At 62.9% G+C, this 18797-nt stretch carries 22 protein-coding genes; 10 read left to right on the top strand and 12 right to left on the bottom strand.

Annotation, left to right across the window (positions count from 1 at the left end; translation table 11 throughout):
- Window positions 1–22 precede the first annotated feature (22 nt).
- The 5 genes from JT360_RS01420 to JT360_RS01400 form a co-directional block, all read right to left on the bottom strand.
- Window positions 23–484 (bottom strand): RidA family protein, encoded by a 462-nt coding sequence (locus tag JT360_RS01420; RefSeq protein ID WP_010911960.1) that lies wholly within the window; start codon window positions 482–484, stop codon window positions 23–25.
- 69 nt (window positions 485–553) lie between these two features.
- Entirely contained in the window at window positions 554–1348 is a 795-nt protein-coding gene (locus JT360_RS01415) for an amino acid ABC transporter ATP-binding protein (protein ID WP_214469694.1), read from the bottom strand.
- A gap of 4 nt (window positions 1349–1352) precedes the next feature.
- Window positions 1353–2003, bottom strand: coding sequence for an amino acid ABC transporter permease (locus JT360_RS01410; protein WP_214469693.1), 651 nt, complete (start codon window positions 2001–2003; stop codon window positions 1353–1355).
- Between the two features lies 1 nt (window position 2004).
- Window positions 2005–2670, bottom strand: a complete 666-nt coding sequence (locus tag JT360_RS01405) for an amino acid ABC transporter permease (RefSeq protein WP_214469692.1) — start codon at window positions 2668–2670, stop codon at window positions 2005–2007.
- A gap of 73 nt (window positions 2671–2743) precedes the next feature.
- The gene (locus JT360_RS01400) at window positions 2744–3574 is read right to left on the bottom strand and encodes a transporter substrate-binding protein (protein ID WP_214469754.1); all 831 of its coding nucleotides are present in this window, start codon (window positions 3572–3574) and stop codon (window positions 2744–2746) included.
- 169 nt (window positions 3575–3743) lie between these two features.
- Between JT360_RS01400 and JT360_RS01395 the strand changes: the two genes are divergently transcribed.
- Window positions 3744–4532 (top strand): IclR family transcriptional regulator, encoded by a 789-nt coding sequence (locus tag JT360_RS01395; protein WP_214469691.1) that lies wholly within the window; start codon window positions 3744–3746, stop codon window positions 4530–4532.
- Window positions 4533–4655: 123 nt separating this feature from the next.
- Here the strand turns inward: JT360_RS01395 and JT360_RS01390 are convergent, their stop codons facing one another.
- A complete protein-coding gene (locus JT360_RS01390; protein ID WP_214469690.1) occupies window positions 4656–4859 on the bottom strand; it encodes a YdcH family protein in 204 nt (67 codons plus the stop codon).
- Window positions 4860–5097: 238 nt separating this feature from the next.
- Between JT360_RS01390 and JT360_RS01385 the strand changes: the two genes are divergently transcribed.
- The 4 genes from JT360_RS01385 to JT360_RS01370 all read left to right on the top strand — a co-directional run bounded on the left by JT360_RS01385 (window position 5098) and on the right by JT360_RS01370 (window position 8932).
- On the top strand, window positions 5098–5277 hold the full coding sequence (locus JT360_RS01385; RefSeq protein ID WP_010911953.1) for a YdcH family protein: 180 nt from the start codon (window positions 5098–5100) through the stop codon (window positions 5275–5277).
- Between the two features lie 622 nt (window positions 5278–5899).
- On the top strand, window positions 5900–7153 hold the full coding sequence (gene ispG, locus JT360_RS01380) for a flavodoxin-dependent (E)-4-hydroxy-3-methylbut-2-enyl-diphosphate synthase (protein ID WP_214469689.1): 1254 nt from the start codon (window positions 5900–5902) through the stop codon (window positions 7151–7153).
- A 155-nt stretch (window positions 7154–7308) separates the two neighbouring features.
- Window positions 7309–8139: a lytic transglycosylase domain-containing protein gene (locus tag JT360_RS01375; RefSeq protein ID WP_250888555.1), complete on the top strand. Its 831-nt coding sequence runs from the start codon at window positions 7309–7311 to the stop codon at window positions 8137–8139.
- Window positions 8140–8194: 55 nt separating this feature from the next.
- Window positions 8195–8932: a class I SAM-dependent methyltransferase gene (locus tag JT360_RS01370; protein WP_214469752.1), complete on the top strand. Its 738-nt coding sequence runs from the start codon at window positions 8195–8197 to the stop codon at window positions 8930–8932.
- A 22-nt stretch (window positions 8933–8954) separates the two neighbouring features.
- On the opposite strand, the gene JT360_RS01365 is transcribed toward JT360_RS01370, so the two are convergent.
- The 3 genes from JT360_RS01365 to JT360_RS01355 form a co-directional block, all read right to left on the bottom strand.
- Entirely contained in the window at window positions 8955–11294 is a 2340-nt protein-coding gene (locus JT360_RS01365; protein ID WP_214469688.1) for a response regulator, read from the bottom strand.
- A gap of 112 nt (window positions 11295–11406) precedes the next feature.
- Entirely contained in the window at window positions 11407–12162 is a 756-nt protein-coding gene (locus tag JT360_RS01360; RefSeq protein ID WP_214469687.1) for an SDR family oxidoreductase, read from the bottom strand.
- A gap of 44 nt (window positions 12163–12206) precedes the next feature.
- Window positions 12207–13124 carry a polyprenyl synthetase family protein gene (locus tag JT360_RS01355; RefSeq protein WP_214469686.1) on the bottom strand — a complete coding sequence of 306 codons (918 nt, stop codon included), beginning with the start codon at window positions 13122–13124 and terminating at the stop codon, window positions 12207–12209.
- Window positions 13125–13346: 222 nt separating this feature from the next.
- On the opposite strand from JT360_RS01355, the gene JT360_RS01350 reads away from it, so the two are divergent.
- The 4 genes from JT360_RS01350 (at window position 13347) to JT360_RS01335 (ending at window position 16195) form a co-directional block, all read left to right on the top strand.
- Window positions 13347–14108: a biosynthetic peptidoglycan transglycosylase gene (locus JT360_RS01350; protein WP_214469685.1), complete on the top strand. Its 762-nt coding sequence runs from the start codon at window positions 13347–13349 to the stop codon at window positions 14106–14108.
- A 141-nt stretch (window positions 14109–14249) separates the two neighbouring features.
- Window positions 14250–14432, top strand: coding sequence for a 50S ribosomal protein L32 (gene rpmF / locus JT360_RS01345; protein ID WP_008834724.1), 183 nt, complete (start codon window positions 14250–14252; stop codon window positions 14430–14432).
- A gap of 265 nt (window positions 14433–14697) precedes the next feature.
- Window positions 14698–15657 carry an agmatinase gene (locus tag JT360_RS01340; RefSeq protein ID WP_214469684.1) on the top strand — a complete coding sequence of 320 codons (960 nt, stop codon included), beginning with the start codon at window positions 14698–14700 and terminating at the stop codon, window positions 15655–15657.
- Between the two features lie 136 nt (window positions 15658–15793).
- Window positions 15794–16195: a hypothetical protein gene (locus tag JT360_RS01335; protein WP_214469683.1), complete on the top strand. Its 402-nt coding sequence runs from the start codon at window positions 15794–15796 to the stop codon at window positions 16193–16195.
- Window positions 16196–16351: 156 nt separating this feature from the next.
- Here the strand turns inward: JT360_RS01335 and JT360_RS01330 are convergent, their stop codons facing one another.
- The 3 genes from JT360_RS01330 to JT360_RS01320 form a co-directional block, all read right to left on the bottom strand.
- Window positions 16352–16783, bottom strand: a complete 432-nt coding sequence (locus tag JT360_RS01330; RefSeq protein ID WP_214469682.1) for a GlcG/HbpS family heme-binding protein — start codon at window positions 16781–16783, stop codon at window positions 16352–16354.
- A 191-nt stretch (window positions 16784–16974) separates the two neighbouring features.
- Window positions 16975–17211 (bottom strand): hypothetical protein, encoded by a 237-nt coding sequence (locus JT360_RS01325; protein WP_214469681.1) that lies wholly within the window; start codon window positions 17209–17211, stop codon window positions 16975–16977.
- A gap of 77 nt (window positions 17212–17288) precedes the next feature.
- Window positions 17289–17810, bottom strand: coding sequence for a winged helix-turn-helix transcriptional regulator (locus JT360_RS01320; protein ID WP_214469680.1), 522 nt, complete (start codon window positions 17808–17810; stop codon window positions 17289–17291).
- Between the two features lie 91 nt (window positions 17811–17901).
- On the opposite strand from JT360_RS01320, the gene JT360_RS01315 reads away from it, so the two are divergent.
- Window positions 17902–18738: an alpha/beta fold hydrolase gene (locus tag JT360_RS01315; RefSeq protein ID WP_214469679.1), complete on the top strand. Its 837-nt coding sequence runs from the start codon at window positions 17902–17904 to the stop codon at window positions 18736–18738.
- Window positions 18739–18797: the final 59 nt, after the last annotated feature.

The following is an 18797-nucleotide window of genomic DNA, read 5'->3' as shown; positions in this document are numbered from 1 at the left end:
AGCAGATCCCGTGGGTGGCAGATCAGGCGGCGATCTCGACGACCGCCTCGATTTCGACAGTGATGTTTCCAGGCAGTGAACCGACGCCGATCGCCGAGCGCGCATGGCCGCCAATCTTGTCGAAGACGTCGGCGAACAGGTCCGAACAGCCATTGACCACTTTCGGGTGGTCGCTGAAGGTCGGTGTTGCGTTGACGAAGCCGAGCAGCTTGACGACGCGAACGATGCGGCCGAGATCACCGGCGGCGGCATGCATCACGGCAAGCAGGTTGAGCCCGGTAAGGCGGGCATGCTCATAGGCCTGCTCGACCGTCACATCCTCGCCGACCTTGCCGGTGCAGAGCGTGCCATCGGCGCGCAGAGGCCCCTGGCCCGAGAGGAAGATCAGCCGGCCGCTCTCGGCATGGGTGACGAAGTTGGCAATAGGCGTCGGCGGCTCGGGCAGCGTCAGGCCAAGTTCGGCGAGCCGGATGTAAGGCGTCATGGAAGAAGGCTCCCTTGGTTGGCTTCAGCCATCCGATATTCAAAAATGAGCGGCGTCGGCCGTCCAATGTCAGAAATGCGAGGCGCGGAAGCGCGCCAGGAAGGTGCGGAGGCGCTCATTGGCGGTGTCCGCCGCGAGGATCTCCTTGGGCGGGCCGACGGCGCTGACGCCGCCATCGGCCATGAAGACGATGCGGCTCGAAGCGTCGCGGGCGAAGGCCATTTCATGCGTCACCATCAGCATCGTCATGCCGTCCTCGGCAAGGCTGCGCACCACGGCCAGCACCTCGCCGACCAGTTCGGGATCGAGCGCCGAGGTGATCTCGTCGAGCAGCAGGATCTTCGGCTCCATCGCCACGGCGCGAGCGATGCCGACGCGCTGCTGCTGGCCGCCGGAGAGCTCGGCCGGCAGGCTGTCGGCCTTATGAGCCAAGCCGACGCGGCCGAGCCAGTGTTCGGCGGCCTGGCGCGCCTCGGCCTCGCTCTTTTTCCGCACCTTGGTGAGCCCGAGCATGATGTTGCCGGCCGCCGTCAAATGCGGAAACAGGTTGAAGCTCTGGAACACCATGCCGGTCTCGGCACGCATGGCGGCGAGGTCGCGCTCGCTGCGGCGCTGGCGCGTTCCGGCCTCGCGATAGCCGACCTCCTTGCCGTCGATGCGGATCGAGCCGCTGTCGTAGCTTTCGAGGAAGTTGACGCAGCGCAGCAGCGTGGTCTTGCCGCTGCCCGAGGGGCCGATGACGGTGACCACCTCGCCACGCTTCACCTGAAGGCTGACCGAACGCAGCACTTCGACGGCGCCGAAGGCCTTGGAGACGTCGCGCACGTCGAGCAGCGCGGGAGTGGCATTTGAGGCTTCGGACATCGTGCTATTCCCGGATGAAGGAGAAGCGCCGCTCGAGCCGCCGGCTGGCGAGCGAGAGCGCGTAGTTGACCGCGAAATAGATGAGCGCGCCCAGTATGTAGAGCGGCATCGCCTCATAGGTGCGGCCGATGACCTGATTGACGGCCTGCATCAGATCGGTGATGCCGAGCAGCGAGACCAGCGCGCTGCCCTTGACCGCGTCGGTGACGCCGTTGATCCAGGGCGGCAGGAACCGCCTGAAGGCCTGCGGGAAGATAACGTAGGTCAAGCGCTGGCGGAAGGTCAATCCGATCGCCATCGCGGCCTCGGATTGACCTTTCGGGATCGAGCCGACCGCGCCCCTGAGATATTCGATGACCTGCGCCGTCTTGAACAGGGTCAGCGCCAGCACGGCGGCCCAGAACGACGGCAGATGCAGGCCGATCGCGGGCAGGCCGTAATAGACGAAGAACATCAGCACCAGGATCGGAATGCCGCGGATGGTATCGCTGAAGATGCGCACCGCCCAGCGCAACGGGACAGGGCCGTAGACCAGGCCGACACCCAGCAGGACGCCGGCAATGAGCGAAAGCACGACAACCAGCAGCGACACCCACAAGGTCACGGCGAAGCCTTCGGCGAGGAAGGGCAGAGCGTAGAGAATCTGGCCAAGCATGTCAGCGCGCCGCCCTGAACCGGCGCTCGACCAGCCTGAGCGCGAATAGCATGGCATAGCCGGTCACGAGATACATCGCCGTCGTCACCAGATAGACTTCGACGATGCGGAAGGTATTGAAGTTGATCCATTGGGCACCGAAGGTGAGTTCGGGCACCGAGATGACAGAGGCGATCGACGTGTCCTTGAACAGTGAGATGAAAGTGTTGGACAACGCCGGCAACGTGATGCGCAGCATGGTCGGCAGGCGCACGTGGATCAGCCTTTGCCATGGCGTCAGGCCGATCGCCTTGCCGGCATCGAGCTGGCCGCGCGGGACAGCCTCGAGGCCCGAGCGAAACACCTCGACCAGATAGGCGCCGCTATAGACCGACAGCGTCAGGACAAAGGAGGTCGGGGCGCTGTAGGCGAGGTCGACCACGGTCGGCAGGCCGTAGAAGACGAGGTAGACCAGCAGGATCAGCGGCACGTTGCGGATGAATTCGACATAGGCGGCGATCACCGCCCGCACGATGCGTCCGGCCGAGACATACCAGACCGCGAGCACCAGGCCGATGACGACGCCGATCGCGATCGAGATGACGGCAAGCTCGAGGCTGAGCAGCAGACCGCCCCAAAGCTTGTCGAAATGCCGCCAGATCAGGTTGAAATTAAGGGCATAGCCCATGCGTCCGCCTCGGTGTGAAGGGCGTCGAGGAGATCGCGGAAGGGCGAGAATGCTGCCCTTCCGCGATCTGGGATCAGATGACCGGGAAGCCGGGGTGACGCGCCGGCGGCTCCTGGCCGAAATAGTCCTTGAAGGCGGCGTCGTAGAGCGCCGTCTCATGACCGAACATGGCGATGGTGAAGGTCTGGTTGACGAAGGTCAGCCAGTCGAGATCGCTTTGGCGCAGGGCCGCGCCGTAGAGCATCGAATACCAGCTCTTGCCGGCATCGAAATATTTGTCGGGATTGCGCGAGGCGAGCCAGCGCACGGTGGACAGGTCGACCGCGGCAGCGTCGGCGCGCTTTGATTCCAGCGCCTGCAGCACGTTGGCCTGGGTGTCGATCTGCAGCACCTGCGCCTGCGGCAAGGCATAGTGGACGGAGTTTTCGGCATCGACATTCTGCAGGATGGAAATGCGTGTCGCCGAACCGCCGGCAAGCAGCTTGTCGAAGGTCTTGTTCTCGGCGGTGGGCAGCGTCAGCAGTGCAACGCCCTCGACGTAATATGGCCGGGTGAAGTTGATCAGCTGCGAGCGCTGCGCCGTCATCGTCATGAACTGGATGGTGATGTCGACCTTGTTGGTGGTGACGTTGGGAATGCGCTGCGCCGGATCCTGCATGACGAACTCGACCTTGGTCGGATCATCGAAAAGGCCCTTGGCCAGAATGCGGCCCATGGTGATGTCCATGCCGACCAGTTCGCCGGCATCGTTCTCGAAATGCCAGGGCGCGTTGGTGCTGCCGGTGCCGACGATCAGCTTGCCGCGGTCAAGCACGGTGCGCAGCAGGCTGTCGGACGCGGCTTGGGCGGCGGCCTTCTGGGCATCGACTGTGGCCAGCACGCCGGCGGTTGCCAGTCCAGCCATTCCCAATTTCAGAAAATCACGTCTTCCGGATGTGTCGTTCACGGCGACCTCCTTTCGTGTTGTGTTCCCCTGTGGACGAGCGCTACACGCGTCGATGAGTTGTACGATTGTCTCTTACAAGAGACGCGTGTATGCTGTACAAGACAGATACTAACACCAGGAATCGACAATGCAAGATGGCAATGCCTTCGCAGTTTCAGCTGGCGGGAAGATTTCGGGCTCGCGCGAAAAGGGGCTCAACCGGGTGCTCGAGATCCTGGAGTTTCTGCACACGACGCAGCGGGCGATCGGCATTGGCGATCTTGCCAAGGGAGTGAATGCTCCCCGCTCGACCACCTATACGCTGGTGCGCTCGCTGGTCGACGCCGGCCTGCTGGAACTGGAGGGCGACGGCAACCGCGTCTATTTCGGCAAGAAGCTCTATCTCTATGGAATGGACTACGTGCGTGGCAACGACCTGTTGCGGCGAGGGCGCCAGGAGGTCGACAATCTGTCGCGCGAGACCGGCGAGACCTCGGAACTGTGCATGCTGCAGAGTGGCCGCTACACCATCGTCCACGCGAGCCCAGGCACCAGGCCGTTCCGCATCAGCTCGGCCACCGGCCTGCAGATACCGCTGCCATGGACGGCTTCCGGGCGGCTGCTTCTGGCGGGGCTGGAGCGGGCTGAGATCGAAGCCATGGTGTCGGACGACGATCTCGTGCTGCCCGACGGCCGCAAGCTCAAGCTCGACGATTTCATCGCCGACATCGCCAAGGCGCGGGTCACCGGCTACTGCGTCACCTCGGGTCTGGTCGATGCCTATACGAAATGTCTCGCCGTGCCGGTCTTTTCAGCCCCGGGAAAGGTCGAGGCGACGATGTGCCTGGTGGTTCCCATCGATACGTCCGAGGAACGGACCGCCAGTCTCATCGGCCTGCTGCGCGACCGCGCGGCCAGGCTTTCGATCGCCGGCTAGAGCGGTTCACCGTTTCGCGGAAACGGTGAACCGCTCTAACTCTTTGTTTTGACGCAATTCCGGACGGAAAACCGTTTCACACTTTTCCTGGAATTGCTCTAGGCGTGCGACCAGCGAATGTGTTCAGGCGATAATGTCCGGGATGATCTTGTCTTCCAGGGCCATCAGACGGTCCTTGAGCACCAGCTTCTTCTTTTTCATGCGCTGGATCTGCAAGGGATCGCAGTTCATGGCGATCATCGCGTTGATCGCCGCATCGAAGTCGGCGTGTTCCTGCTTCAGCCGGGAAAATTCGAGGCGAATATCGGCCTGTTCCTGATCGGACATTCTCTACCGTCTGCACGTCTGCGGCGCCCAAAACTGGGCCTGATTGGGCGGGGGCGGCAATTTCTGCCACCGGCGCGCAGCCAATATCACATTTCACATTGACGTGGAATGCTACCACGCAGCATTCGACATCCCAGCCGGAAGGTGGCACACTGTCATTGTGCCGTCACAGAAGCGACCTGCGGTGGACGCGCAGTGGCGGCTGCAATCGAGGAAACCATGAAAGGGAGAACCAATCATGTCTCTTGCATCCCATCTTGATGAGTTGCAGCGGAAACACGGCGACATCGAACGCGAAATCGATGACGCGATGAACCACCCGTCGGTGGACGACCTCGAAATCGTGAATCTCAAGCGACGCAAGCTGGCACTCAAGGATGCGATTGAGAAACTGAAAGCGCAACCGACCACCCATTGATGCTCAACTGACATAGCCGCTCACCACTTGCGGTCTTCCTTGCCGGCGGCAACCGCCGCCGGTGTGATGGGTTTTGGTTTTCAGCGCTGCGCCATGAGCCGGAAGCTGGCCTTCATCAGCCCAATCTCCGCTTCGGCTGTCACAAGGTTCCATCATTCGTTTCGGTTGATCATCATAAACATTCGAGATTGGCCGAAGCCTCCCAAATTTCGTTATCCACGGGCGGAGCAGCCGCAGAGCGGCGTCGCGAAGACCCGAGGATCCATGCCGTAACCCTGGTCGACGAGCGCAGCGGAGCAGAATTCTGCACGCAGCAACACTCGGATGTCATGAATCCTGGGGTCTGCGCTGCGTCGCTTTGCTCCTTGCTCCGCCCCAGGATTGACGAAGCGACAGGCGTTTGCGCCAATCGCCAAGGCATGCGGACCGCAGCGCAAGCGACCCGTCAAAACTCCGGCGTCAAGGAAATTGTAGAGCGTCAATTGCTGCCAGTGGCGACCTGTCGCCATTGACAAGCCATCTTTGCTCCTCCACCTCATGCCCGGACTTCAGCGCATCGGCCCCGGGAGTCTTCGTGCGTCCGAGTGGGCGTACGGGGCTTCAGAGACAAAAGGCTGCCGGCATGACCGGATATTTTTCCTTTCCCTTCCCTCGCCGCACCTCGGTCGGCGTCGATGTCGGCGGCGTGGTCGTCGGCGGCGGTGCGCCGGTTGTCGTGCAGTCGATGACCAACACCGACACCGCAGATATCGACCAGACCGTTGCGCAGGTCGCGGCGCTGCACCGAGCCGGCTCGGAGATTGTGCGCATCACCGTCGACCGCGACGAGAGTGCGGCGGCCGTGCCGCGCATTCACGAGCGGCTTCAGCGGCTCGGCATCAACGTGCCGCTGGTCGGCGATTTCCACTATATCGGCCACAAGCTTCTGGCCGATCATCCGGCCTGCGCCGAGGCGCTGGCCAAATACCGCATCAATCCGGGCAATGTCGGCTTCAAGGACAAGAAGGACCGGCAGTTCACTGATATCGTCGAGATGGCGATAAAGCACGACAAGCCGGTGCGCATCGGCGTCAACTGGGGCTCGCTCGACCAGGAGCTCCTGACCCGGCTGATGGACGACAACCAGGCCAAGGGTTTTCCGCTGACGGCGCAGGAGGTGATGCGCGAGGCGATCGTGCAGTCGGCGATCCTGTCGGCAGAGATGGCCGAAGAGATCGGCCTTGGCCGCGAAAAGATCATCCTGTCGGCCAAGGTCAGCGGCGTGCAGGATCTGATCGCCGTCTACACCGAACTTGCCACCCGCTCCAACCATGCGCTGCATCTCGGCCTCACCGAGGCTGGCATGGGCTCGAAGGGCATCGTCGCCTCGTCGGCGGCGATGGGCATCCTCTTGCAGCAAGGCATCGGCGACACCATCCGCATCTCGCTGACGCCGGAGCCGAATGGCGACCGCACGCGCGAGGTGCAGGTGGCGCAGGAATTGCTGCAGACCATGGGCTTCCGGCAGTTCGTGCCGATCGTCGCCGCTTGCCCCGGCTGCGGACGCACGACGTCCACAGTGTTCCAGGAACTCGCCCAGAACATCCAGGCGGACCTGCGCAAGAACATGCCGGTATGGCGCGAGAAATATCCCGGCGTCGAGAACCTCAAGGTCGCGGTGATGGGCTGCATCGTCAACGGCCCGGGTGAATCCAAGCATGCCGACATCGGCATTTCGCTGCCCGGCACCGGCGAGACGCCGACGGCACCCGTCTTCGTCGACGGCAAGAAGGCGGCAACGCTGCGCGGGCCGTCGATCGCAGCGGATTTCGAGAAAATGGTCGCCGACTATATCGAGCAGAGGTTTGGTCGCGGCGGCAAGGCCGCGGCAGAGTAGATCAGATGCCGCGTTTCCTCTGGGCGACGCTAAAGCGGCTCATCGTTTCGAGGAAACGCCGAACCGCTTTACCTCTTTGTCTTGACGCAATTCCCAAGGGAAAGCGCCATGCGCTTTTCCCGCGAAAACCGTTTCACACTTTTCCTGGAATTGCTTTGATCCTGCTGTGCGGGCTGGGCTGGCCGACACTCGTTCAGGCGGATCCGCCGCAATCGGCCAAGCAGAGACTGATCGACCAGGTCTGCAAGCTGATCCAGGCACATGCCGACCAGAACGGCCTGCCGCGGGATTTCTTCGCCCGGCTGATCTGGAAGGAAAGCCGGTTCGATCGCAACGCCGTCAGCCCGGTCGGCGCCGAAGGAATTGCCCAGTTCATGCCGGGCACCGCCAAGATGCGGGGGCTCGAAAATTCCTTCGACATCAACCAGGCGATCCCGGCCTCGGCGAAGTATCTTGCCGAAATGAAAACCAGCTACGGCAATCTTGGCCTGGCAGCCGCCGCCTACAATGCCGGCGAAAACCGGGTGGCGCGCTGGCTTGGTTCGGGCGGCTTCCTGCCGATGGAGACCGAGAGCTATGTCTTCGACATCATGGGCGAGCCGGTCGACAAGTTTGCCGACCAGGCCTACGCCGGAAAAGTCGAGCCGCTCGACGCCAAAACGGATTTCGCCGTCGCCTGCCGCAGGCTACCGGTGATCATGTCGCAGACCGTGGCGATGGCCTCGATCAACATCAAGCCATGGGGCATCCAGGTGGCCGGCAATTTCCGCCGCAGTGCCGCAATCAGCCAATGGCTGCGGGTGCGGAGCCGGTTTCCGGCAATGCTTGCCAACCATGACCCGGTGGTCAGCCGGGTGCGCACGCCGATCGGCCGCCGCGGCATCTATGCGGTCAGGATCGGGGTCGATGACCGCGCCGCCGCCAATGTCATCTGCCAAAAACTGCAGAGCGTCGGCGGGGCGTGCGTGGTGGTGCGCAACCGGTAGCCGAACCGACAAGTCCACAGTCGCACCCGGCAGAAATTTCGGTTATAGGCCCGCCATGACCTACAGACTTTATAGCGATCCTGATCTCGTCCAGTTCTACGATATCGAGAACACAGGCGGTGACGATTTCAATTATTGTCTTGGATTCGCCGGCAGTGCCCGCTCAGTTCTTGATCTCGGCTGCGGCACCGGGCAGCTGGCCGCGGCGCTCATCCAAGGGCGCAATGTCACTGGCGTCGATCCGGCATCGCCGATGCTCGACGTCGGGCGCGGCAGACCTGGTGGAGACAAGGTCGACTGGGTTGAGGGAGATGCGCGAACAGTTCGGCTCGGCCGGCGCTTCGAGTTGGTGCTGCTGACCGGGCATGCCTTTCAGGTGTTTCTGACAGAGGAGGACCAAAAGGCAGTCCTGCGCACTATCGCCGATCATCTTGCTCCGGATGGTCGCTTCATTTTCGACACTCGAAATCCTGCCGCGAAGGAATGGCTGGAATGGACGCCTCAGCGCTCCGAACGGATAGTAATGCATCCCAGCCTTGGCGCGGTGAAATCCTGGAATGACGTTGAACGCGATGCTGAGACCGCCATCGTCACCTATTCGACGTTCTATGAAATTCCTGGCGGCGGAAAGGTCCTGGGGGCCGAATCGAAGATAGCGTTCCCGGCAAAGGAAGATCTTGAGAGGATGCTCGGCGAGGCCGGCCTGCTGGTCGAGCAGTGGCTCGGTGACTGGCAGGGCGCACCCTATGTCGCCACGTCGCCGGAAATAATCCCGATCGGCCGGCTGCGCTGATCGGGCAATCGACCGGCCAAGGCTAAGCAGTCTTCGCCACCACCGTTTCGCTCAGCCATGTGCCGATCTTGGCGCCGAGGCGATCGGGCGAAACTGGTTTCGGCAGATAGTCGTCCATGCCGGCCTCGATGCACTTGTCGCGATCGCCCTTCAGCGCATGGGCGGTGACGCCGATGATCGGGATGTGGCTGCCCGACGAAGCTTCGAGCGCGCGGATGGCGCGGGTTGCCTCGTAACCGTTCATCTCGGGCATCGAGACGTCCATCAGGATCAGTTTCGGATGCAACAACCGGTACATCTCGACCGCCGTGCGGCCATTGCCGGCGATGCGATAGCTCAGGCCGAGCCCGTTGAGTATCTGCCCGAACACAAGCTGGTTCACGTCATTGTCCTCGGCGATGAGGATGTCGATCGGGCCGTTCGGCATGGCGGTCGATTCCGGCGCGGTCACGACCGGCAGGGCGGGGCCACGGATAACGGTGAAGGCAGGCGGAGCCGCCTGCGGCATCGGCCGGACCGGCTCGCGAACGAACTGTGCCTTGCCGACCTGCGAGCGGGCCTTCTGGATGGCCGAGATAACGGTGCCGAGCAGGACCGCCGAGCGTGCCGGCTTGGTCAGGTGCGCCGATATGCCGAAGTCGATGATCATCTTGCCGAAATCGACTTGGTCGACCGAGGTCAGGAGAACGACCGGAATGGCCGACAGCCGGCTGTCGGCGGCGATGGCCCGAGCGACATCGGCGCCGTTCATGCCGGGCATCTGGTAGTCGAGGATGATGCAATCGACGCTGGCGCCCAGCTGGAACGCGCGATCGAGGAAGGCCAGCCCCATCGCGCCGCTTTCGGCGGCGGCGCAGTCGAAGCTCCAGCTTCTGAGCTGCTCGAGCAGGATTTCGCGGTTGACCGGGTTGTCGTCGATGACCAGCACGCGCGCGCCGGTGACGTCGACCGGCACGATCGCGTCGCGCGCCTCGGCACGATGGACGGGCAGCGGCACCGCGAACCAGAAGACGGAGCCTCGCCCGATCTCGCTCTCGACGCCGATCTTGCCGGCCATCAGGTCGACGAGGCGGGCGGCGATGGCAAGCCCGAGGCCGGTGCCTTCATGACGGCGGGTCGAGGAGCCGTCGACCTGGGCGAATTTCTCGAACACGTTCTGCAGTTTCTCGGCCGGGATGCCGATGCCGGTGTCCTCGACGCGCAGCTTGAGCTGGACGACATCATCGACGGTTTCGCCGCCGACATCGATCAGCACATGACCCTTCTCGGTGAACTTCACGGCGTTGCCGACCAGATTGGTGACGATCTGCCGGAAGCGGCCGGCGTCGCCGACCACATAGGGCGGCAGGCGGGGATCGACACGCACGATCAGTTCGAGGTTCTTCTCGGCGACACGCGCCGAGACCAGCGTCGCCACATCCTCGACCGCTTCGGAGAGGCGGAAGGGAGCAGGGTCCAGCGTCAGCTGGCCGGCATTGATCTTGGAGAAATCGAGGATGTCGTTGATGATGGTGAGCAGCGCATTGCCGGACTTGACGATGACGTCGGTGAAGGTCTTCTGGCGCGGGTTCAATTCGGTCTTGGCCAGCAGTTCGGCCATGCCGAGCACGCCGTTCATCGGCGTGCGGATCTCATGGCTCATATTGGCCAGGAATTCGGACTTGGCACGGTCGGCGGCCTCGGCCTTGAACAGGGACTCCGCCGATTGGGCGAAGGCGCGGCGGATCGCCTGTTCCATCGGCCGGAAAATCCAGAGGGCGACGATGGCCAGCACGGCGAACAACAGACCGCTCGCCCACAGCAGCAACCGGTCACTGGAAGCGTCGGCCAAATGGCGCTCGTCGTCCAGGGCGGTGCGGACGCGGACCAGCATCGGCTGGACGAACAGGTCGTTCTGGTTGCGGATTTCCCGATAGCTCCATTCATCAGCCTTCTGCGCCACCGACATCAGGTTGAAATTGCGCACCATATCGCGCGGCGACCAGAACAGATCGCCATTGACCGAGGCGGTATCGAGTTCATTGATGGTCTTGACCGACAGGCGGGTGCGGATCGCGGCGAGCTGGGCGGTTAGCGTGTCGATCTCTCCGGTCAGGCGTTCGGAATGATCGCGCGCCGAAGCGGTCAGCGCATCGCGCGTTTCGTTGCGCCAGGCGGAACCGGTCGTCTCGGCGAAACTGGTCGCGTTGCGCAGGTCGCGGGTGAAGACGACGAGGTTGCTGCTCAGCGCATCGATCTCGTGGCGGAAGGAATTGACACGGTTGAGCGCAAACATGATGGCCGTTGAGGCCAGCGCGAAAATCAGCAATCCTGAAAGATAGCGAATCCGGACAAACCGGATGAAGGAAGAATATTCCGGCATGCGCAACCCCAACACATACGCATTATTCTAATGGTCGGGATTACGCTTCATTTACATTAAGATTTCGTTCGCGCGGCGGCGCGATTGCTCGTCCGCGCGGCAGCGCGGCGGATCAGATCGATGCGGTGATGCCGCCGTCGACATAAAGGACTTGGCCGTTGACGAAGGACGAGGCATCGGAGGCCAGGAACACACAGGCCCCGACCAGTTCCTCCACCTTGCCCCAGCGGCCGGCCGGCGTGCGCTTCTCGAGCCAGGTGGTGAATGCCGGATCGGCGACAAGCGCTGCATTGAGCGGGGTGTCGAAATAGCCTGGTGCGATGGCGTTGCACTGCAGGCCGAACCTGGCCCAGTCCGTCGCCATGCCCTTGGTCAGGTTGCCGACAGCGCCCTTCGTTGCCGTGTAGGGCGCGATGCCGGGGCGGGCAAGTGCTGTCTGCACCGAGGCGATGTTGATGATCTTGCCGCGGCCCCGCCTGATCATATGGCGCGCGACAGCCTGGCCGACATGGAAGACGCTGGCGACATTGGTCTGCAGCAGGCGCTCGAATGCATCGGCGGGAAAATCCTCGAGCGGCGTGCGGAACTGCATGCCGGCATTGTTCACCACTATGTCGAGCGGTCCGCGGGACAGCTCGAAATGGTCGATCGCGGAGCGAACCGCGTCATGGTCGGTCGCGTCGAAAGCGAGCGTTTCGGCCCCGGGGATCTGCGTGGCCGCGGCGCCGAGCTTCGCCGCGTCACGACCATTGAGGACCACGCTGGCGCCGGCTTGCGCCAGGCCTTTGGCCAAAGCGAACCCAATGCCTTGCGACGAGCCGGTTACGAGGGCCCGCCGCCCGCTGAGATCGAACAGATTGGACGACATCGAAGCTGATCTCCCTTTTGCCTCACGGATATCGGGGCGCACTCTCAGTTGTTGCGCGTCGCCACGAACGTTGCAGCCTCCTTCAGCAGCGCCGCCTTGTCGCCGTAGGGTTCGAGCAGCGCGTGCGCCTGGCCAACAAGGCCCTGCAGCTGGCTGCGCGCCCAATTCGCGCCGTGCAGCGCCACCAGCGTTCCCTTGCCGGCGGCGGCGTCCTTGCCGGTCGCCTTGCCCATCTGGTTGGCGTCGGCCGTCAGGTCGAGCAGGTCATCGGCCAGCTGGAAGGCAAGGCCGATCGCGGAGCCGAATTCGGCCAGTCTTTCGCGATCCTGGGCCTGAGCGCCGGCGATGATGGCGCCCGCCTCGCAGGCGAAGCGGATCAGCGCGCCGGTCTTCATGGCCTGCAGCCTTATGATGCCGGCCTCATCCGGCGGTGTGTGTTCGGCTTCGAGGTCGAGCTTCTGGCCGCCGACCATGCCGCCGGCACCGGCGGCGCGCGCAAGCGCCACCACCAAAGCGGCCCTCCGCTCCGCCGGCAGCACAGTCGTTTCATCGGCGATGATGTCGAAGGCCAGCGTCAATAAGGAGTCCCCGGCCAGGATGGCTGTCGCTTCATCGAACGCCTTGTGCACGGTCGGCTGGCCACGGCGCAGATCATCGTCGTCCATCGCCGGCAGGTCGTCATGGATCAGCGAATAGCAGTGCACGCATTCGAGTGCCGCCGCGACGCGCTGCGCGGCTTCGCCATCGGCTGAAAACAGGGCTGCACTTTCCATGACCAGGAACGGGCGCAGGCGCTTGCCGCCGTTCAGCACGCCATGGCGCATCGCCGCCATCAGACGACCGGGCCGCGCGATCTCGCCCGAAAGCGGGCGGTCGTCGAGCAGCCGCCGCAGCAGCACCTCGACGGCGGCCGCCCGTCTGATGAGCGCCATTTCGAACGCCATTTCGTCGTCATTCGTCATGGCCGGGAGCGGTAGCCGACACTCAGACGTTGCGCAAGAAGGCAAGCGCCATTATGCCGGAGCAGTAAGAGCCCGTTTGGAAACTCTACTCCTGCGGTCATCTGAAGGCGTTTTCTGCGCTTCCGGTGCTCACGTACTCGAATGTACGCTCCGCTCCGGTTCTCGAAAACACCATCATATGATTCACAGGAGCGAGTTTCAAAACGAGCTCTCTGGCACGGGTTGGGCGGCTTGGCGGAACCGATCGTCGATCATGAAACCGAAAAGCTGGACATGGCGACGAGATTGCGCGGCGTGAGCCGCCGTAATCTTAGACGCTGGGTCCGGCGCGGCATTGTCGTAGCCGCCGTGCTGGCGCTTGTCCCGGCGGCGCTGACCTTCCTTTACCTGCCGTTCTTCGTGCACCCGGTGTCGACGCTGATGCTGAAGGATCTGGCGACCTTCTCCGGCTATGACCGCCGCTGGATTTCGATCGACGACGTGTCGCCGGTGCTCGCCCATTCGGTCATCATGTCGGAGGACGGGCAATTCTGCTTCCACCGCGGCGTCGATCTCGGCGAATTGCGCGGCGTCGTCGATGATGCGCTGGCGGGCGAAGCGACGCGCGGGGCCTCGACTATCACCATGCAGACGGTGAAGAACCTCTTCCTGTGGTCACGGCCGCTGGGCTCGGTGCGCAAGGTGGTCGAACTGCCGCTGGCCGTCTATTTCGACGCGGTGATGTCGAAACGGCGCATCATGGAGATCTATCTCAACATCGCCGAATGGGGGCCGGGCATTTACGGCATCGAGGCCGCGGCGCAGCACCATTTCGGCGTTTCGGCAAAGCAGCTGTCGCGCCGGCAGGCGGCACTTCTCGCCGTCACCCTGCCCAATCCGATCGCGCGCAACCCGGCAAAACCCGGACCTGGCCTCAGACGGCTCGCCAATCTTATCGAGCGCAGGGCTGGCCGCTCCGGCGCCTATGTCGGCTGTGTCGAATAGCCAATATTAAAAAAATTCACCGCAGTGCTGGCCAAAACCGTGTCAGGCGTGTATAGGCACCCGACTTTCTCAGATTTAGGCCCCGACATGGCCCTTTCACGAGGGCGGGCGGGGCTTTTGACCATGTAGTGGAGCATATCCATGGCCGTTCCGAAACGCAAAACCTCTCCGTCCAAGCGCGGCATGCGCCGCTCGGCCGACGCCCTCAAGGCCCCGACCTATGTCGAGGACAAGAATTCCGGCGAAATGCGCCGCCCGCACCACATCGATCTGAAGACCGGCATGTATCGCGGTCGCCAGGTGCTGACGCCCAAGGAAAGCTGAGTTCAGCTTTTTTCGAAGGTTTGAGTTGCAAAAGACCGGCCTCTGGCCGGTCTTTTTGCGTTGTGCGGGCTTCCGGGCCGGGCATGCCCCGGCATAGGTGCGGCGGTTCGCTTTATGCCAAAGGCAAGGCGGTCGGTGGCGATATTCACCGGGGTGGCGGTGCTGTACTGGGGTTGAACGCCTTCGCTGCCATTTTTCGCGGCTGAAACACGCCCGCGAGATCTCACTGCTGGAACCGCGAAGGCGAGGGAACAGAGGAGACCGCATGTCCAAGCTTACCATCGCGCCGCGCACTGTCTTCCAGACATTCATGAACTTCCCGCTGGTCGAGGATCTCGACAGGCTGGAGGCCGATGTCGTCATCATCGGCATGCCCTATGGCGCGCCCTACACGATCGACGAGATGATCAACGACCAGACCAATGCGCCGACCGCGGTGCGGCGCGCCTCGCAGCGCATAAGCCTCGGGCTCGATCGCTATGATTTCGACATTGGCGGCACATTGTTCGACGGGCAGGACATCAAGGTGGTCGATGTCGGTGACGTGCCAGCTGAAGCGTCCGATTCTGCCGGGCACTACGCCAGAGCCGAAGCGGCGATCCGCAAGATACGCGCCGCCGGCGCGCTGCCGATCACCATCGGTGGCGATCACGGCATTCCGATCCCGATTTTCCGGGCGCTCGACGGCGAGGGTCCGATAACGCTGGTGCAGATCGATGCCCATCTCGACTGGCGCGACAATGTCAACGGCGTCAGGGAAGGCTATTCCAGCCCGATCCGCCGGGCATCGGAAATGGCGCATATCGAGGCGATCTTCCAGCTCGGCATTCGCGGCCAAGGCAGCGCTCGCCTGGAAGAAGTCGAAGCGGCACGCGCCTACGGCTCCAACCTCATCACCGCCGGCCAGTGGCAGGATATCGGCACGGCCGCCCTGCTTGAGCGCATTCCCGATGGCGGCCGTTACTACCTCACGATCGACGCCGACGGCCTCGATCCGGCCGTGATGCCCGCAGTCGAGGGACCATCGCCGGGTGGCGTCAGCTTTCGCCAGACGATCGAGCTGATCAAGGGTCTGTTCGCCAAGGGAGAAGTGGTCGGCGTCGACATCGTCGAGATCGCGCCGGCACGCGACCTCAACGAGATCACGTCGATGACGGCAGGCAGCATCATCCTCAATGTCATTGGTGCCGCCGTCCGCGCCGGTCAATTCAAACGCCAAAAATGAAAACCATGTCAGCCGGCAATCGGCTGACATGGTTGTTGCATCCGGTCTTTCACCGTGTTTGCGGGCTCGCACGAAAAATCTTGACGGCGTGCCTGTAGCGCATTCTACAGAAGGTGCCCCCATATGGAGACGCCAGATGTTCGGTGCCGTCCCGCTTTTGATCGTGCCTTTCATTCTTTACAATCTCGGCCTGCTCGGAATTTTCGGCGGCGGTGACGATCCGTGGGCGAGCGAGGTCTTCTCGTTCCGCATGATGTCGGGCGGGGTGTTCGCGATGACGCTCGGCGACCTGATGGTGCTGATCGGGCTGATCTTCCTGTTCCTCGAAATGGTGAAGTCGGCACGCACGACCACCGCCTCGATCATGGACCATCTGCTGTCGACGCTGGTCTTCGTCGCCTTCCTGGTCGAGTTCCTGCTGGTGAAGGGTGCCGCGCACTCCATCTTCTTCACGCTGATGATCATTGCGCTGTTCGATGTGCTGGCCGGGTTCGCGGTGTCGATGCGGTCGGCGAGCCGCGACGTCAACATCAACTAGAACGGTTCACCGTTTCACGGAAACGGCGAACCGCTCTGTCTCTTTGTTTTAACGCAATTCCCCAGGCAAAGCGCTACGCGCTTTTGCCGGGAAAACCGCTTCACACTTTCCTGGAATTGCTCTGAGGCTGCGTCCCGACCCCGATGCCGAAGGGGCTCAGCCCGGATCGGCGATGAAGCCGGCGGCCTCGATGCCGGCGATGGCCGCCGCCTCGTCATTGTCGGAAGTGTCGCCGGAAATGCCGACGGCGCCGATGATCGCGCCGGCCTTGTCGCGGATCAGTACGCCGCCGACCACCGGCAGCACGCGCCCGCCCGACACGTCGGAAATGCCGGCAACCAGATGCGGCCGCTCCTTGGCGAAGGCCTCGACCTTGCGCGAGCCCATGCCGATGGCCAGCGCGCCATAAGCCTTGCCCGCCGACATTTGCGGGCGCAGGAACGAGGCGCCGTCCTGGCGCTGGAAGGCGACCAGGTGGCCGCCGGCATCGAGCACCGAGACGCCGAGCGGCTTGAGCTTGAGTTCGGCGCCCTTGGCGAAGGCGGCATCGATGATTTGCCTGGCTTTTTCGAGCAGCAGTGCGGTCATGGCAATCTCCTGTTTGAACGGACAATCATCGGCGGCCAGCCGGGCGAAGCAATCCCAGTTTCGGTTGAAATTACTTCTTGTGAAGCGGTGGGATGAAGGGCCGCGGCTGTTTATGTGGTGCCGTCGAGCGGCCATGTCGACAGGCTGGCAGAGCCGGTCCGGTTCAGGCCGTATCGCGCGAGGGAAGCGCGTTATTTCTTCTTCTTGGCGCGTGCAGGCTTCTTGGCGGGCACTGCCGGCGCATTGGCAAGGTCTTCGGCTTCCTTGGCGAGGCGGAGCGCCCGCAGCTTGTCGGTCTTGGCCTTGCGGGCGTCGCTCTCCGCGGCATATTCCGCCATCGCTTTCTGGCGGACGGTTGCCGCCTCTTCCTGCTTCTTGAAGCGCAGATCGGCGCGTGCGCGGGCGCTATCCCTAGAGTTCTCAACCAAGAGCGTATCCAATCCCGTCACGTGTGGTTTTCCGTCCCTTGTAGCAGAACCGGCCTCCCAGCGGGGAAATTAGTTGGTCAAGCAGCCGGGCTGGCACTGAGAGCCTTACGAGCGACCACGGCTTCATAGGCGGCCTGCAGGGTGTCGCGGACAGACGGCCCAGACGCTGTATCGAGCGGCGTGCCGAGATGCTCGTGGCGCAACTCGTCCATGAATTTCTCCCACAGTGGCGGTCCACCTTTTTCCAGGAGTTCGGCGCGTATCGAGAGTTCCTCGCTGGTCGGCAGCCAGACCCGGCCCCAGGCACCGAGATGGGCCAGGATCGGCACCAGGGTGATGGCCATCTCGGTCAGGCTGTAGATCGCCTTCTGCTTGTGGCTGGGGTCGTCAGCCTTGGTCAGCATGCCCAGTTCCATGAGCCGTTTCAGCCGGTCGGCGAGGATGTTGGAGGCGATGCCTTCCATCGATCCGTTGAGCAGTTCGCGAAAATGGCGCCTGCCGCCGAAAATCATGTCGCGAAGGATGATCAGGCTCCAGCGGTCGCCGAACACTTCCAGCGACAGGTTGATCGGACAGCCGGACCGGCGATCGAGGCTCATTCGATTCTCTCCACAAAACCGGTTGCATTATCGTATCGGTTTTACTATGGTGCAACCGATTGCGAAATGCAATCAGATTTGGAGGCCCGTGATGACGACGATCGACCATCCCGAGATCATATCCGAAGCCTTCGGCGACCCTGGAAATCCCCCGCTGCTGCTGATCATGGGCGCGATGGCCTCGATGCTATGGTGGCCGGAGGCTTTTTGCCGGAAGCTGGCGAATGCCGGCCTGTACGTGATCCGCTATGACAATCGCGATACCGGCCGCTCGACCAAATATGCACCGGGCGAGCCGCCCTACACATTCGACGACATGGCGGACGATGCGGTGGGTGCGCTCGATAGCCATGGCATCGACAAGGCCCATGTCGCCGGCATGTCGATGGGCGGCATGATCGCGCAACTCGTGGCGCTCAAGCACCCCTCGCGTGTCGCGTCGCTGACCGTGATCAGCAGCTCGCCGATGGGGATGGACACCTCCCATCTGCCGCGGACGACCGACGCCTATATCAAGCATTCGGCGGAGGGCGCTGACGTCGACTGGTCGGATCGCGGCCAGGTGATCGACTTCATGGTCAGGGATATCAGGGCGATCGCCAGCGTCGCACATCCATTCGACGAGGCCGCGATGAGAGCCTTCATCGAGCGGGACTATGACCGGTCCGGAGGGTTCCTGAGCGCAACCAATCATTTCCTGGTCAAGGGCTCCGACCGTTGGAAGGGCCGGCTGGGCGAACTGACGGCGCCGCTGCTGGTCATCCATGGCACGGCGGATCCGATCTTCCCGATCGAGCATGGCGAGGCGCTGGCCGAGGCGGTCGACGGCGCGAAACTCCTTCGCGTCGAAGGTGGCGGCCATGAACTGCATCCGCAAGACTGGCCCGATGTAGTAGCCGCCATCGCCGCGCATATCCGACCCGATTGAGACTTCCAGGGTTGGCCTTGACGGAGAAGGTTTGCCGCAATAGTTAAGTAAGTGCTTCA

The sequence above is a fragment of the Mesorhizobium sp. dw_380 genome, from assembly GCF_018588885.1.
In the GTDB taxonomy this organism is placed as follows: Bacteria; Pseudomonadota; Alphaproteobacteria; order Rhizobiales; family Rhizobiaceae; genus Mesorhizobium.
This window is presented reverse-complemented; position numbering and strand designations above follow the sequence as displayed.

Coding starts and splice junctions, on each gene's coding strand:
- JT360_RS01420 (WP_010911960.1), bottom strand. CDS start 484: ATGACGCCTTACATCCGGCTCGCCGAACTTGGCCTGACGCTGCCCGAG.
- JT360_RS01415 (WP_214469694.1), bottom strand. CDS start 1,348: ATGTCCGAAGCCTCAAATGCCACTCCCGCGCTGCTCGACGTGCGCGAC.
- JT360_RS01410 (WP_214469693.1), bottom strand. CDS start 2,003: ATGCTTGGCCAGATTCTCTACGCTCTGCCCTTCCTCGCCGAAGGCTTC.
- JT360_RS01405 (WP_214469692.1), bottom strand. CDS start 2,670: ATGGGCTATGCCCTTAATTTCAACCTGATCTGGCGGCATTTCGACAAG.
- JT360_RS01400 (WP_214469754.1), bottom strand. CDS start 3,574: ATGGCTGGACTGGCAACCGCCGGCGTGCTGGCCACAGTCGATGCCCAG.
- JT360_RS01395 (WP_214469691.1), top strand. CDS start 3,744: ATGCAAGATGGCAATGCCTTCGCAGTTTCAGCTGGCGGGAAGATTTCG.
- JT360_RS01390 (WP_214469690.1), bottom strand. CDS start 4,859: ATGTCCGATCAGGAACAGGCCGATATTCGCCTCGAATTTTCCCGGCTG.
- JT360_RS01385 (WP_010911953.1), top strand. CDS start 5,098: ATGTCTCTTGCATCCCATCTTGATGAGTTGCAGCGGAAACACGGCGAC.
- ispG (WP_214469689.1), top strand. CDS start 5,900: ATGACCGGATATTTTTCCTTTCCCTTCCCTCGCCGCACCTCGGTCGGC.
- JT360_RS01370 (WP_214469752.1), top strand. CDS start 8,195: ATGACCTACAGACTTTATAGCGATCCTGATCTCGTCCAGTTCTACGAT.
- JT360_RS01365 (WP_214469688.1), bottom strand. CDS start 11,294: ATGCCGGAATATTCTTCCTTCATCCGGTTTGTCCGGATTCGCTATCTT.
- JT360_RS01360 (WP_214469687.1), bottom strand. CDS start 12,162: ATGTCGTCCAATCTGTTCGATCTCAGCGGGCGGCGGGCCCTCGTAACC.
- JT360_RS01355 (WP_214469686.1), bottom strand. CDS start 13,124: ATGACGAATGACGACGAAATGGCGTTCGAAATGGCGCTCATCAGACGG.
- rpmF (WP_008834724.1), top strand. CDS start 14,250: ATGGCCGTTCCGAAACGCAAAACCTCTCCGTCCAAGCGCGGCATGCGC.
- JT360_RS01340 (WP_214469684.1), top strand. CDS start 14,698: ATGTCCAAGCTTACCATCGCGCCGCGCACTGTCTTCCAGACATTCATG.
- JT360_RS01335 (WP_214469683.1), top strand. CDS start 15,794: ATGTTCGGTGCCGTCCCGCTTTTGATCGTGCCTTTCATTCTTTACAAT.
- JT360_RS01330 (WP_214469682.1), bottom strand. CDS start 16,783: ATGACCGCACTGCTGCTCGAAAAAGCCAGGCAAATCATCGATGCCGCC.
- JT360_RS01320 (WP_214469680.1), bottom strand. CDS start 17,810: ATGAGCCTCGATCGCCGGTCCGGCTGTCCGATCAACCTGTCGCTGGAA.
- JT360_RS01315 (WP_214469679.1), top strand. CDS start 17,902: ATGACGACGATCGACCATCCCGAGATCATATCCGAAGCCTTCGGCGAC.